Genomic DNA, 12,386 nt, shown 5'->3' on the forward strand with positions numbered 1-12,386 from the left:
CGCGATGGGGCGCGCAGCGGCCCTAGGACCAGCGAACGCGGTGCATCAGGATCAGGACCGCTTCGCGCCCCATCGCGGCACAAGGCCGCTCCTACAAGGGGCGCGCAAGACTTGAAGAGGAAACACCATGTCCGACCCAATGCTAATCCCATGCCCCCACTGCAATGGCCTCAACCGCCTGCCGGCCGAGCGACTGGGCGATGCCCCCAAATGCGGCCGCTGCAAACAGGACGTACTGCTGGGTAAGCCCTTCGACCTTACCGAGCGCAGCTACGCCAGCCAGATCAAAGGCGACCTGCCCCTGTTGCTTGATGTCTGGGCCGACTGGTGCGGCCCGTGCAAATCCTTCGCTCCGGTCTTCGAACAGGCCGCCCGCCAACTCACCGGCCGCTGCCGCCTGGCCAAGCTCGACAGCGAGGCCAACCGCAACCTGGCCGCGCAGCTGGGCATCCGCTCGATCCCCAGCCTGATCCTGTTCAGGAACGGCCGCGAAGTCGGTCGCCAGGCAGGGGCGTTTCCCCTCCAGTCGTTGCTGGAGTGGTTGCGTAGCCAGGGGGTCTAGGCGTTTTCTTCGAGCAGCGCATGCAGCTCGACGAACTGCTGGGTCAACTTGTGCCGCGGCTCCAGATGGATCAGCGGCAAGCTGGCGTGGTGCGACTCGCGCATCTTCACCGAACTGCCCAGGTACACCGGCAATACCGGCAGGCCCTCGGCCAGCAGCTCGTCGAGCATCTGCTGCGGCAGGCTGGCCCGTGACTGGAACTGGTTGACGACGATACCTTCGACCACCAGCTCCTCGTTGTGGTCATCCTTGAGCTCCTCGATCTCCGCCAACAGCCCATACAGGGCCTGGCGTGAGAAGCTGTCGCAATCGAAAGGAATCAGTACGCGATCCGCTGCGATCAGCGCGGAAACGGCATAGAAGTTCAACGCAGGCGGGGTGTCGATGTAGATCCGCTCGTAGTCCTCGTCGAGCTCGTCGAGCAACTTACGCAGCTTGTTGATCTTGTGCTTGGCCTCGAGCTTGGGCTGCAGGTCGGCCAGCTCCGGCGTGGCGGTGATCACGTGCAGGTTGTCGAACGGCGTTTCGTAGATATCCACCCGGTTCTTCTTGGCGAACGGCCCGCTGGAAAGGGTCTGCTTGAAGAAATCGGCGATGCCCATGGGAATATCCTCGCCGGTGAGCCCGGTGAGGTACTGGGTCGAGTTGGCCTGGGCATCCAGGTCCACCAGCAAGGTCCGGTAGCCTTCATTGGCACTGACCGCCGCCAGGTTGCAGGCAATGCTCGACTTGCCCACGCCCCCTTTCTGATTGAATACCACGCGCCGCATGGGAGACCTCCGTGTATCAACGAATGCCCGAGTATGTGGCCCGCGCATGACAATGACCAGTACCGCCTGCCTCAACCTTCCTACCTGCAGGCCGATATATTGCCTACACCGTTCATCGGAAAATGCCGGCAAACGATAGAACCTTTCATCCCTGGCCGGCGACTTGCCCGTTCGCCATTGTCCAACGGGTATTTGCTACAGATCGCCTGCACCGGGATAATGCGCGCCACTCGACGAGCACCAACCCCTGTCAGGTCATTGTTCCGACGCATTCCTTGGCCAAAGGAAGTCTTTCAGGGCGGGAACCAGACACATCGTGATCACTTTCAACATCAGCCAATGGCGCGCCTGGGCCCCTGGCCTGCAGACGCCTGCTGACTGGCGTGCCTGGGCCGAGGGTAGGTCACTGCCGCAGGGCGACGGCCCTGCGCCGGACGTTTCGTTCCTGCCAGCCCTGCAACGCAGGCGCCTGGGCCTGTTGGCACGCATGGCGTTCGCCGTCGGCTGGCCATTGGCCGAGGGCCACGACGCGCTGCCGCTGGTATATGCCTCGCGCCATGGCGAAACGCCGCGCACCTTCTCCATGCTCGGCGAACTCGCCCAGGGCCAGCCACTTTCGCCGACGCAGTTCAGCCTCTCGGTGCACAACGCGGTGATCGGGCTGTGGTCGATCATCCGTGGCCAGACCTGCGAGATGACCGCCCTGGCCGCCGCAGGCGATGGTTTCGAGCAAGGGCTCCTGGAGGCCGCCGGCCTGCTGCACGACGGTGCACCGGCAGTGCTGCTGATCGTGGCCGAGGAGACGCCGCCCGTGGCCTACAGCCCATGGGTCGGGGATGTGCCTTTCAGCTATGCCCTCGGCCTGTTGCTCACCCCCGGCAGCCAGTGGCGCCTGGACATGGCCCCCGGCAGCAGCGCCACACCCGTCGCCCTGCCCCACGCCCTGAACTGGCTGAAGAACCTGCTCGCCGGCCAAACCCGACTCACCCACCCAGGAGCCCTGCGGTCATGGAACTGGCATCGGCTCGCGTGAACAGGCCAACGGACGCCTACCCCTGGCGCCTGCTGGCGACCGCGCTGAGCTTCGCCGTTTTCGGTATCGGCGGCCTGTGCCTGCGCGTGCTGGTATTCCCGTTGCTGGCCTGTCTGCCCGGTGGCGTGGCGCGTCATCAACGCCGTGCGCGACGCACCATCGGCGGGCTGTTCTGGCGTTTCATCCGCTTCATGCGCGTCACCGGCGTGCTGACCTATGAGGTGGAGGGAGCCGAGCGCCTGGGGCGCCCCGGCCAGCTGATCATCGCCAACCACCCCTCGCTGATCGACGTGGTGTTCCTCATCGGCCTGGCGCGCAACGCCAACTGCGTGGTGAAGCAGAGCCTGTTCGACAACCCGTTCACCCGCGGCCCGGTGCGTGAAGCGGGCTATATCGGCAACGACGGCAGCCTGCAGATGCTGGAAACCGCCGCCGCGACCCTGCGCCAGGGCCAGCCGCTGATCATCTTCCCCGAAGGCACCCGTACCCCGCCCGGCCAGGCCCCGGCCTTTCATCGTGGCGCCGCGGCCATCGCCCTGCGCGGTGCGAAAATCATCACACCGGTGACGATCAGCGTCAGCCCCAGCACACTGACCAAGCATGAGCCCTGGTACCGCATCCCGCACCGCCGCGTGCACTTTCGCCTACGCGTCGGCGCCGACATCGACCCGGCCACCTTCGCCGCGCTGGGCCCGGCACCGGTGGCCTCGCGCCGCCTCAACGACTACCTGCACCAGTACTTCTTCAAGGAGCTCGCCGAAGATGAGCGATCCACACAACCTGCACCGTGATATCAAGCAACTGATCATCGACGCCCTGGGCCTGGAGGACATCGGCGTCCAGGACATCGATGACCAGCAGCCGCTGTTCGGCGAAGGCCTGGGCCTGGATTCGGTGGATGCCCTGGAACTGGGCCTGGCCCTGCAGAAGCGCTTCGGCATCAAGATCGATGCCGACGCCAAGGACACCCGTTCCCATTTCACCAATGTCGCCACCTTGGCGGCATTCATCACTGCCCGACAGGCTGCCTGAGACCGCACCATGCAAAACCGCGAAGCCATCTTCAACCTCCTGCGCGATGCCCTGGTCGAGCTGTTCGAACTCGATCCGGCCAGCATCCGCCCGGAGTCCCACCTCTACCAGGACCTGGAAATCGACAGCATCGACGCTATCGATTTGATCGACCATATCAAGCGCCAGACCGGCAAGAAGATCACCGCCGAGGACTTCAAGTCCGTGCGCACCGTCGAGGATGTGGTCGAGGCGGTGCACCGCCTGGTGAATTCCGCCGCATGAAGCGCCTGGTCGGCCTCGGCCTGGTGCTGGCCGGGGTGCTCTACCCCTTCGCCGTGCACTACGGCCTGGCCCGTTTCGCCCCCTGGCAGTTCGCCCTGGTGCTCGCCGCACTGTGGCTGGCCCGCGCCTTGGGCGCGCCGCGCCGGCCCGGCAACCTGTGGATGACCACCATCGCCCTGGCCTTCTGCGCGCTGCTGGCACTGTCCGACAGCCGCCAGCTGCTGCGCTGGTACCCGGTGCTGGTCAATGGGTTCCTGCTGGCGCTATTCGCCTCCAGCCTCAGGTACGGGCCACCGTTGGTGGAACGCCTGGCACGCCTGCGCGAGCCGCAGCTGCCTGCCGCCGCCATTGCCTACACACGCCGGGTGACGCAGGTCTGGTGCCTGTTCTTCCTGGCCAACGGGCTGATCGCCGCAGGCCTGACCCTGTGGGCGCCGTTGGCCTGGTGGACCCTCTACAACGGCCTGATCGCCTATCTGGCCATGGGGGTGCTGTTCGCCGTGGAATGGCTGGCCAGGCAACGTATGCGAGCACGCTCATGAACTGGATCGAACCCCAGCATTTGCTGCGGCCACAGGCCGCCCCTCGGGTCGTTACCCGCGCGCCTGCGCTGGACCACGCCACCCTCTGCCAGGCCGCCCTGTGCCTGGCAGGTGGCCTGCGCGAACGTGGCGTGCAGCGCCTGGCGGTGCATCTGGAGGATGCCGGCGAACTGGCCATTGCCTTGCTGGGCGCCTGGCGAGCCGGGGCCCAGGTACTGCTGCCCGCCGACCTGCAGGCACAGACCCGTGCGCGCTGGAGCGACCAGGTCGATCTGTGGCTCAGCGACCAGCCGGGCGACCACAGCCTGGCGTCGCTTTCAGGCGTACCGCTGGCACCTGCCGACCTGGACCTGGACGCCTGCCGGATCAGCCTGTGCACCTCAGGCTCCAGCGGCGAGCCCAAGCGCATCGACAAGCAACTGCGCCAGCTGGCCAATGAAGTGCAAGCCCTTGAGCGCCTCTGGGGCTCTGACCTGGGCGATGCCTGGATCATCGGCAGCGTCGCCACCCAACACATCTACGGGTTGTTGTTCCGCGTCCTCTGGCCGCTGTGCGCCGGGCGCAGCTTCCTGCGTCGCCAACTGCCCTTCCCGGAGGACCTGCAGCGTGCCAGCCGCGAACAGCCGGGCTTCGCCTGGGTGGCGAGCCCGGCACTGCTCAAGCGCATGGGCGACAACCTCGATTGGCCGGCCCTGGGCCAAGTGCGCCGGGTGTTCTCCTCCGGCGGCGCCCTGCCCGAGGACGCCGCGCAGCAGTTGCATCGGCGCCTGGGCCAGTGGCCGGTGGAAATCCTCGGAAGCTCCGAGACCGGTGGCATCGCCTGGCGCGAGGGCGATGCCCCATGGCGTCCGTTCGAAGGCATTACCTTGAGCCAGTCGGCGGACGGCGCCCTGTGTGTCGCCTCGCCCTACCTGCCGCAAGGCCATGTCGAACACACCGCCGATGCCGTGCAGTTCACCGACGATGGCCGCTTCCACCTGCTTGGGCGCCTGGACCGTATCGTCAAGCTTGAAGAAAAGCGCATCTCGCTGCCGCTGCTGGAGCAGGCGCTGTGCGCCCATGAATGGGTCAGCGAAGCGCGACTGGGCGTTGTGCAGCAAGGCCGTGCGTTCCTCGGCGTCTTGCTCGTGCCCAGCCCCGCTGGCCTGCATCAGCTGCGTACCCAGGGGCGTCGTGCCCTGCTCGATACGCTGCGCCAGCACCTGGCGCAACATTGCGAGCGCCTGGCCCTGCCACGGCGCTGGCGCCTGCTGCGGCAACTGCCGCTCAACGGCCAGGGCAAGCTTCCCCAGGCGCAGGTCCAAGCACTGCTGCAGGCCCCACGCAACAATGCTCCGGACGTGCTCCAGGCGACACCTGACGACCAGCAACTGAGCCTGCGCCTGGCGGTACCGGCGGACCTGGCCTGCTTCACCGGTCACTTTCCCACCACCCCCATTCTGCCCGGCGTGGTGCAGGTCGACTGGGCCATGACCCTGGCCACGCCCCTGCTGCCGCAAGGGCTGCACTTCGCCGGCATGGAAGTGCTGAAGTTCCAGCAACTGGTTCGCCCAGGCGACGAGCTGGAGCTGACCCTGCGCTACGATGCCCAGCGCGGCAAGCTGTACTTCACCTACGCCAGCAACGGCCAGGCCTGCTCCAGTGGCCGTATTCTCCTGGAGCCCGGCCGTGCATAAGCCTTGCGCCGTGATCCCGGTATACGACCATGAACACGCCGTGCCGGCGGTGGTCACCCAGGTGCTCGGCACCGGGTTGCCTTGCGTGCTGGTGGATGATGCCAGCCACGCGCCTTGCGCCGAGGTGCTGGACCAGTTGGCCAGGCAAGAACAGGTGTTCCTGGTGCGCCTGGCCGTCAACCAGGGCAAGGGCGGCGCGGTGATGGCCGGCCTGCGCGAAGCCGCCCGGCTGGGCTTCACCCATGCCTTGCAGGTGGACGCCGATGGCCAGCACGACCTTGCCGATGTCCACGCATTCCTGGCCGACTCGAGGGCTTGCCCACAGGCCTTGGTGTGCGGTTATCCACAGTACGACGCCAGCGTGCCCAAGGGGCGCCTCTATGGGCGCTACCTGACCCACGTCTGGGTGTGGATCAACACCTTGTCGCTGGCCATCCCGGACTCGATGTGCGGGTTTCGCGTGTACCCGCTCGCCCCCACCCTGGCGTTGCTGGACAGGGTACGCCTCGGGCAGCGCATGGATTTCGACACGGAGGTCCTGGTGCGCCTGGCCTGGCGCGGGCAGCCGATGCGCTGGCGGCCGATCCGGGTGCATTACCCGAGCGATGGCGTCTCGCATTTTCGCCTGCTGCACGACAACGTGCTGATCTCGCGGATGCACGCCCGGCTGTTCTTCGGCATGCTGCTGCGCGCACCGCGAATCCTCTGGCGCAGGTGGCGACGATGAACCGCCCTTCCCGGCACTGGGCCGAACAGGGTGAACGCGGCAGCTTCTGGCTGATGAAGCTGACCGCCGTGCTGGTGCGCCTGCTCGGCCGACGCCTGCTCAGCCCGTTGATCCATGGCATCGTGCTGTATTTCTTCCTGTTCGGTCGCAAGGCCCGGCGTAGCGCCTGGCAGTACCAGCAACGGCTGGCCGCCTGGAGCGGCGGCCAGGTACCGGCACCGACCCATGGGCGAGTGTTCGGCCAGTTCATGGCCTTCGCCGACGCCTTGCTGGACAAGCTGGACGCCTGGAACGGCCGCCTGCGCCTTGAAGATATCGAGATCGACGACCTCAGCCAGCTGCGCCGGCAATTGCGCGGCAGCCGTGGGCAGATGCTGGTCGGCGCACACCTGGGCAACCTGGAAGTCTGCCGGGCCCTGGCGGAGCTGGGCGAGCGGGTGACCATGAACGTGCTGGTGCACACCCGCCATGCCGAACGCTTCAATCGCCTGCTGGGGGAGGCCGGCGCCAGCCACCTGCGGCTGATCCAGGTCAGCGAGCTGGACCCGGCGATCATGCTGCAACTGTCCGAGCGCCTGGAGCGCGGCGAATGGCTGGCCATCGCCGGCGACCGCGTGCCTTTGCACGGCAGCCGCACCGTGGCCGTGGATTTTCTCGGCCACCGGGCGCCCTTCCCCCAAGGCCCCTGGCTGCTGGCGGGCCTGCTGGGCTGCCCGGTCAACCTGCTGTTCTGCCTCAAGCACCAGGGCCGCTACCGGATCACCCTGGAGCCATTCGCCGAGCGCCTGCAGTGGCGCCGCGACCTGCGCGAGCAGGTGATTGCCGAATGGGCCGGGCGCTATGCCGCCCGCCTGGGCCATTATTGTCTGCAGGCCCCTGGCCAGTGGTTCAACTTCTACCCTTTCTGGAACGACGATGACGACGCATCCCCATGAGCCCGTGACCTTTGGCGAGGCCCCGCTCGCCATCGAGGACATCCTGGCCCTGAGCCAACGCCACGCCCGCCCGCTGTTGCAGGAAGACGCCGCGTACCGCGAGCGCATCGCCCGCGGCGCGCGTTTCGTCGACAGCCTGCTGGACAAGGAAGGGGTGATCTACGGCGTCACCACCGGCTACGGCGACTCCTGCGTGGTGGCCGTGCCGCTGGAGCATGTCGAAGCCTTGCCGCGCCACCTGTACACCTTCCACGGCTGTGGCCTTGGCCGGCTGCTCGACGCGCCGGCCACACGGGCGGTGCTGGCGGCCCGGCTGCGCTCACTGAGCCACGGCATGTCGGGGGTGCGCGTGGCGTTGCTGGAGCGCCTGCAGGCGTTTCTCGAGTACGACATCCTGCCGCTGATTCCCGAGGAAGGCTCGGTCGGCGCCAGCGGCGACCTGACACCGCTGTCCTACGTCGCTGCAGCCTTGTCGGGCGAGCGCGAAGTGATGTACCTGGGGCAGCGCCGTGACAGCGCCGATGTACACCGCGAGCTGGGCTGGCAGCCCCTGGTGCTGCGCCCCAAGGAGGCCCTGGCGCTGATGAACGGCACCGCGGTGATGACCGGCCTGGCCTGCCTGGCCTATGCCCGTGCCGACTACCTGCTGCACTTGGCCACGCGCATCACGGCGCTGAACGTCATCGCCCTGCAAGGCAACCCCGAGCACTTCGACGAGCGCCTGTTCGCCGCCAAGCCACACCCCGGCCAGAACCAGGTCGCCGCCTGGTTGCGCCAGGACCTGGCCATCGAGGCCCCGGCGGCACCCCTGCACCGCTTGCAGGACCGCTACTCGCTGCGTTGCGCGCCCCATGTGCTGGGCGTGCTGGCCGACAGCCTGGGCTGGTTGCGCAGCTTCATCGAGACCGAGCTCAACAGCGCCAACGACAACCCGATCATCGACGGCGACGCCGAACGGGTGCTGCATGGCGGGCATTTCTATGGCGGCCATATCGCTTTCGCCATGGACAGCCTCAAGACCCTGGTAGCCAATGTCGCCGACCTGCTCGACCGCCAGCTGGCACTGCTGGTGGACGAGCGCTATAACCATGGCCTGCCCAGCAACCTGTCAGGTGCCGAGCCCGGGCGCGCGATGCTCAACCATGGCTTCAAGGCCGTGCAGATCGGCGCCAGTGCCTGGACCGCCGAGGCCCTCAAGCTGACTCTGCCGGCCAGCGTGTTCTCGCGCTCCACCGAGTGCCACAACCAGGACAAAGTGAGCATGGGCACCATCGCCGCCCGGGATGCCTTGCGCGTGCTGGAGCTGAGCGAACAGGTGGCCGCAGCGACCCTGTTGGCCGCCAACCAGGGGGTGTGGCTGCGCGGCCGTGGGGCCGATGCCATCCCGTTGCCGCCGGCACTGGCAAGCATGCATGCCGCCCTGCTGCAGGACTTCGCCCCAGTCACCGAGGACCGCGCCCTGGAGCGCGAGCTGCGCCTGTGCCTGGCGCGTATCGGCGAACGCCACTGGAGGCTGCATGCGTAAGCCTGGGGTATTCCATGTGGACACGGAGATCCTCGTGCCCTTCTTCGATGTCGACAGCATGCACATCGTCTGGCACGGTCACTACGTCAAGTACCTGGAGCAGGCCCGTTGCGCCCTGCTCGAACGCCTGGGCCACGACTACCCGCGCATGCAGGCCAGCGGCTACATGTGGCCGGTGATCGACCTGCAACTGCGCTACATCCGCGGCGCCACCTTCGGCCAGCGCCTGAAGGTACGTGCCAGCCTGGTGGAATGGGAGCATCGCCTGAAGATCAACTACCTGATCAGCGATGCACTCAGCGGCGAGCGCATGACCCGCGCCAGCACGGTACAGGTCGCGGTGCACATCGACAGCGGCGAAATGCAGCTGGCCTCGCCCCAGGCCATGCTCGACGCCGTCGGCAAGGTGCTGGCATGAGGCGCCTGGCCGGCTACCTGCTGATGGCCGCCTTGCTGTTGGCCAGCCGGCAGGCCATGGCGTTCAGCCTGGATGAGCTGCAAAAACAGCTCGGCGCATCGACAGTGGTGAAGGGCCCCTTCGTCCAGGAGAAACACTTGCGCGCCCTGCCCCAGCCACTGGTGAGCCAGGGCCGCTTCGTCCTGGCCCGCGACCACGGGTTGCTCTGGCTGCTGCAGACACCGCTGCGCCAGGACTACCGCATCACCGCCGACGGCATAGCCCGGCGCGACGCCAGTGGTTGGCAGAAGCTGCCCAGCCAGAGTGCCGGGGCGCAACAGAACCGCCTGTTCTTCGCCGTGCTGCAAGGCGACAGCAGTGGCCTGCAGCGCGACTTCGAGCTGAGCCTTACCGGCAATGCCGAACACTGGCAATTGCACCTGGTGCCTCGTTCGTTGCTGCTCAAGCAGGTGTTCACCCACATCGATATTGCCGGCGGGCGTTTCGTGGAGCGTATCGTGCTGGCCGAAACCCAGGGCGACAGCACCGTGCTGCGTATGCCTGGCAGCACCGGCGCCACGGCCTTGAGCGATTCGGAGCGCAGTGACTTTGCCGACTGAACGACTGCTGCCCAGGCTGTTCCTGGCCCTGTTGCTGGCCGTGCTCGCCCTGGCAAGTTGGCAATGGCATCGCGGCGCCCCCGTTTCCGCTGACCTGATGACCCTGGTGCCAGGGGCTGCGCAGGACGAACTGGTCGCGCGCGCCGAGCAGCGCATGCAGGCGCCGCTCAACCGCCAACTGCTGGTACTGGTCGGTCATGCCGACCGCCAGCAGGCGCTGGGCCTGGCCGAGCGCCTGGCGGGCCAGTGGCAGGCCAGCGGCCTGTTCGAGCAGGTGCAATGGAACCTGCAGACCGACCTGCAGGCCATGCGCGCCCAGGTGCTGCAAGGCCGCCTGGCGATGCTCGGCGCCACCGACCGCCAACAGCTGCTGACACAGCCCGACACCTTCATCGAACAACGCGTGCAGGCGCTGTTCGACCCTTTCGCAGGCTTCAGCCTGCTGGCCAACCAGGACGACTGGCTGGGCCTGGGTGCGCGCGTCCAGGCCAGCCAACCCAAACCCGCCAATGTCGAGCTGGACACGGCCAGCGGCGCCCTGGTCGCCGAGGCAGGTGGCAGGCACTGGGTGATGCTGCGCGCCAGCACCCGCGACGACGCCTTCGACCTGCAGCTGCCGTTGCAGATCGCCGACCTGCTCACCATCGGCCGCCAGCAGGCCGAACAGCAAGGCGCCCAACTGCTGGCCGCCAGCGGGCTGCTGCATGCGGCCAGCGGACAACGCCAGGCCAGCCGGGAAATCACCTGGGTCGGGGGCGGCGCCACCCTGGGCATCCTTCTGTTGCTGCTGCTGGCGTTCCGGCGCTGGCGGGTGCTGTTGGCCTTCGTGCCGGTGCTGGTAGGCATGCTGTTCGGCACGGTGATCTGCACGGCCCTGTTCGGCCGCGTGCATGTCATGACCCTGGTGCTGGGCTCGAGCCTGATCGGCGTGGCGGTGGACTACCCGCTGCACTACCTGTCCAAGAGCTGGAGCCTGCGCCCCTGGCACAGCTGGACAGCCGTGCGCCTGACCTTGCCCGGGCTGAGCCTGAGCCTGGCGACCACCTGCATCGGCTACCTGGCCTTGGCCTTCACACCCTTCCCGGCACTGACCCAGATCGCGGCGTTTTCCGCCGCTGGCCTGGTCGGCGCCTACCTGAGCGCGGTGTGCCTGCTGCCGGCCTTGTTCGGCGGCACGCAGCTGCGCCCGGCGCGCTTGCCGCTGCGTATCGCCCAGAGGCTGACCGACCTGCGCGAACGCGTGTTGGCCAAGGTACCGAGCGCCGTCCTGCTTGCCCTGCTGCTGGCGTTCTGCGCTGCAGGTTTGTGGCAGCTGCAGACACGAAACGACATCCGCCAGTGGGTCGGCGCACCGCCACAGCTGCTCGAAGAAGCCCAGGCCGTGGCGCGGATCACGGGCTACCAGCCGACCAGCCAGTTCTACCTGGTGCGCGCCAGCGATGAAACACAGCTGCTCGAGCGCCTGCAGACACTGGCCGGCAAACTCGATGAACTGGTCGATCTGGGCAAGCTCAAGGGCTATATGACGCTCAGCCAGCGGGTGGCCAGCCCGGCGCAGCAACGGCAGTTGCAGCAGGCCTTGGTGCAGTTGCCCGACCATTGGCAACCCCTGCTGGCCCTGGGGGTACCTGAAACAGCCTTGCGCGGCGAGCTGCAGCAACTGCAAGCCTTGCCCCTGCTGACGATCGACCAGGTACTCGCCGGGCCGCTGGGCGAAGCCTGGCGGCCGCTGTGGCTGGGCAGCACCGACGATGGCGTGGCCGCCGTCGTCAGCCTGCAAGGCCAGGGCGATGTCGCCCTGCTTCGCCTGCAGGCTCAGGATTTGCCGGGCGTGCAGTTGGTCGACCGCTTGGGCGAACTCAACCAGCTGTTCGCCGCCACCCAGGTCAGCGCCGCCGAACTCAAGCTGTTGTCCTGTGGGCTGATCCTGGTACTGCTGGTGCTGCCCTTCGGGCTGGGCGCGGCCTTGCGCATCGTCGCCCTGCCGCTGCTGGCGGCGCTGTGCAGCCTGGCCTGCCTCGGCTGGCTGGGGCAGCCACTGACCCTGTTCAGCCTGTTCGGCCTGCTGCTGGTGACCGCCATCGGCGTGGACTATGCCATCCTGATGCATGAGCGCATCGGCGGTACCGCGGTCAGCCTGCTGGGCACCTTGCTGGCGGCGGCCACCACTTGGTTGTCGTTCGGCCTGCTGGCGCTGTCCAGCACGCCGGCAGTGAGCAACTTCGGCCTGGCCGTGAGCCTGGGGCTGGTGTTCAGCTTCCTGCTGGCACCTTGGGCGGCGAGCCGTGAGCAAGGGACATAGC

General features: G+C 67.3%; 14 protein-coding genes. 13 read left to right on the forward strand and 1 reads right to left on the reverse strand.

Annotation, left to right across the window (positions count from 1 at the left end; all coding sequences use genetic code 11):
* Nucleotides 1–127: 127 nt before the first annotated feature.
* Nucleotides 128–562, forward strand: coding sequence for a thioredoxin TrxC (gene trxC, locus AC1MHZ_RS01515; protein WP_416767264.1), 435 nt, complete (start codon nt 128–130; stop codon nt 560–562).
* Here trxC and AC1MHZ_RS01520 read toward each other — a convergent pair.
* The gene (locus AC1MHZ_RS01520; protein ID WP_084853905.1) at nt 559–1,332 is read right to left on the reverse strand and encodes a ParA family protein; all 774 of its coding nucleotides are present in this window, start codon (nt 1,330–1,332) and stop codon (nt 559–561) included. The genes trxC and AC1MHZ_RS01520 overlap by 4 nt on opposite strands.
* Nucleotides 1,333–1,648: 316 nt before the next feature.
* Between AC1MHZ_RS01520 and AC1MHZ_RS01525 the strand changes: the two genes are divergently transcribed.
* From AC1MHZ_RS01525 to AC1MHZ_RS01580, 12 genes are read left to right on the forward strand one after another with little or no spacing between them, the layout of a single operon-like run.
* A complete protein-coding gene (locus tag AC1MHZ_RS01525) occupies nt 1,649–2,365 on the forward strand; it encodes a beta-ketoacyl synthase chain length factor (RefSeq protein ID WP_084853903.1) in 717 nt (238 codons plus the stop codon).
* Complete coding sequence (locus tag AC1MHZ_RS01530; protein ID WP_084853901.1) at nt 2,341–3,156, forward strand: lysophospholipid acyltransferase family protein; 816 nt, start codon at nt 2,341–2,343, stop codon at nt 3,154–3,156. The genes AC1MHZ_RS01525 and AC1MHZ_RS01530 overlap by 25 nt, the downstream gene beginning before the upstream one ends.
* Entirely contained in the window at nt 3,128–3,397 is a 270-nt protein-coding gene (locus AC1MHZ_RS01535) for a phosphopantetheine-binding protein (protein WP_084853900.1), read from the forward strand. Before AC1MHZ_RS01530 ends, AC1MHZ_RS01535 begins: the two co-directional genes overlap by 29 nt.
* Before the next feature lie 9 nt (nt 3,398–3,406).
* A complete protein-coding gene (locus AC1MHZ_RS01540; protein WP_084853898.1) occupies nt 3,407–3,661 on the forward strand; it encodes an acyl carrier protein in 255 nt (84 codons plus the stop codon).
* Nucleotides 3,658–4,203 (forward strand): COG4648 family protein, encoded by a 546-nt coding sequence (locus tag AC1MHZ_RS01545; protein WP_482965949.1) that lies wholly within the window; start codon nt 3,658–3,660, stop codon nt 4,201–4,203. Before AC1MHZ_RS01540 ends, AC1MHZ_RS01545 begins: the two co-directional genes overlap by 4 nt.
* On the forward strand, nt 4,200–5,879 hold the full coding sequence (locus AC1MHZ_RS01550; RefSeq protein ID WP_368828838.1) for an ApeI family dehydratase: 1,680 nt from the start codon (nt 4,200–4,202) through the stop codon (nt 5,877–5,879). Before AC1MHZ_RS01545 ends, AC1MHZ_RS01550 begins: the two co-directional genes overlap by 4 nt.
* Nucleotides 5,872–6,606 (forward strand): glycosyltransferase family 2 protein, encoded by a 735-nt coding sequence (locus AC1MHZ_RS01555; RefSeq protein WP_084853893.1) that lies wholly within the window; start codon nt 5,872–5,874, stop codon nt 6,604–6,606. The genes AC1MHZ_RS01550 and AC1MHZ_RS01555 overlap by 8 nt, the downstream gene beginning before the upstream one ends.
* Nucleotides 6,603–7,541, forward strand: coding sequence for an LpxL/LpxP family acyltransferase (locus AC1MHZ_RS01560; protein ID WP_482965950.1), 939 nt, complete (start codon nt 6,603–6,605; stop codon nt 7,539–7,541). The genes AC1MHZ_RS01555 and AC1MHZ_RS01560 overlap by 4 nt, the downstream gene beginning before the upstream one ends.
* Nucleotides 7,522–9,066 (forward strand): HAL/PAL/TAL family ammonia-lyase, encoded by a 1,545-nt coding sequence (locus tag AC1MHZ_RS01565; protein WP_482965951.1) that lies wholly within the window; start codon nt 7,522–7,524, stop codon nt 9,064–9,066. Before AC1MHZ_RS01560 ends, AC1MHZ_RS01565 begins: the two co-directional genes overlap by 20 nt.
* Nucleotides 9,059–9,484 carry an acyl-CoA thioesterase gene (locus AC1MHZ_RS01570; RefSeq protein WP_368828834.1) on the forward strand — a complete coding sequence of 142 codons (426 nt, stop codon included), beginning with the start codon at nt 9,059–9,061 and terminating at the stop codon, nt 9,482–9,484. The genes AC1MHZ_RS01565 and AC1MHZ_RS01570 overlap by 8 nt, the downstream gene beginning before the upstream one ends.
* The gene (locus tag AC1MHZ_RS01575; RefSeq protein ID WP_465001522.1) at nt 9,481–10,083 is read left to right on the forward strand and encodes an outer membrane lipoprotein carrier protein LolA; all 603 of its coding nucleotides are present in this window, start codon (nt 9,481–9,483) and stop codon (nt 10,081–10,083) included. Before AC1MHZ_RS01570 ends, AC1MHZ_RS01575 begins: the two co-directional genes overlap by 4 nt.
* Nucleotides 10,073–12,385, forward strand: coding sequence for an MMPL family transporter (locus AC1MHZ_RS01580; RefSeq protein ID WP_482966032.1), 2,313 nt, complete (start codon nt 10,073–10,075; stop codon nt 12,383–12,385). Before AC1MHZ_RS01575 ends, AC1MHZ_RS01580 begins: the two co-directional genes overlap by 11 nt.
* Nucleotide 12,386: the final 1 nt, after the last annotated feature.

The sequence above is a fragment of the Pseudomonas sp. FA-1 genome (assembly GCF_056856075.1).

Bases quoted from the DNA above. Each gene is read 5' to 3' on its own strand.
- trxC (WP_416767264.1), top strand. From the start codon at position 128: ATGTCCGACCCAATGCTAATCCCATGCCCCCACTGCAATGGCCTCAAC.
- AC1MHZ_RS01565 (WP_482965951.1), top strand. From the start codon at position 7,522: ATGACGACGCATCCCCATGAGCCCGTGACCTTTGGCGAGGCCCCGCTC.
- AC1MHZ_RS01545 (WP_482965949.1), top strand. From the start codon at position 3,658: ATGAAGCGCCTGGTCGGCCTCGGCCTGGTGCTGGCCGGGGTGCTCTAC.
- AC1MHZ_RS01530 (WP_084853901.1), top strand. From the start codon at position 2,341: ATGGAACTGGCATCGGCTCGCGTGAACAGGCCAACGGACGCCTACCCC.
- AC1MHZ_RS01520 (WP_084853905.1), bottom strand. From the start codon at position 1,332: ATGCGGCGCGTGGTATTCAATCAGAAAGGGGGCGTGGGCAAGTCGAGC.
- AC1MHZ_RS01560 (WP_482965950.1), top strand. From the start codon at position 6,603: ATGAACCGCCCTTCCCGGCACTGGGCCGAACAGGGTGAACGCGGCAGC.
- AC1MHZ_RS01550 (WP_368828838.1), top strand. From the start codon at position 4,200: ATGAACTGGATCGAACCCCAGCATTTGCTGCGGCCACAGGCCGCCCCT.
- AC1MHZ_RS01535 (WP_084853900.1), top strand. From the start codon at position 3,128: ATGAGCGATCCACACAACCTGCACCGTGATATCAAGCAACTGATCATC.
- AC1MHZ_RS01570 (WP_368828834.1), top strand. From the start codon at position 9,059: ATGCGTAAGCCTGGGGTATTCCATGTGGACACGGAGATCCTCGTGCCC.
- AC1MHZ_RS01575 (WP_465001522.1), top strand. From the start codon at position 9,481: ATGAGGCGCCTGGCCGGCTACCTGCTGATGGCCGCCTTGCTGTTGGCC.
- AC1MHZ_RS01540 (WP_084853898.1), top strand. From the start codon at position 3,407: ATGCAAAACCGCGAAGCCATCTTCAACCTCCTGCGCGATGCCCTGGTC.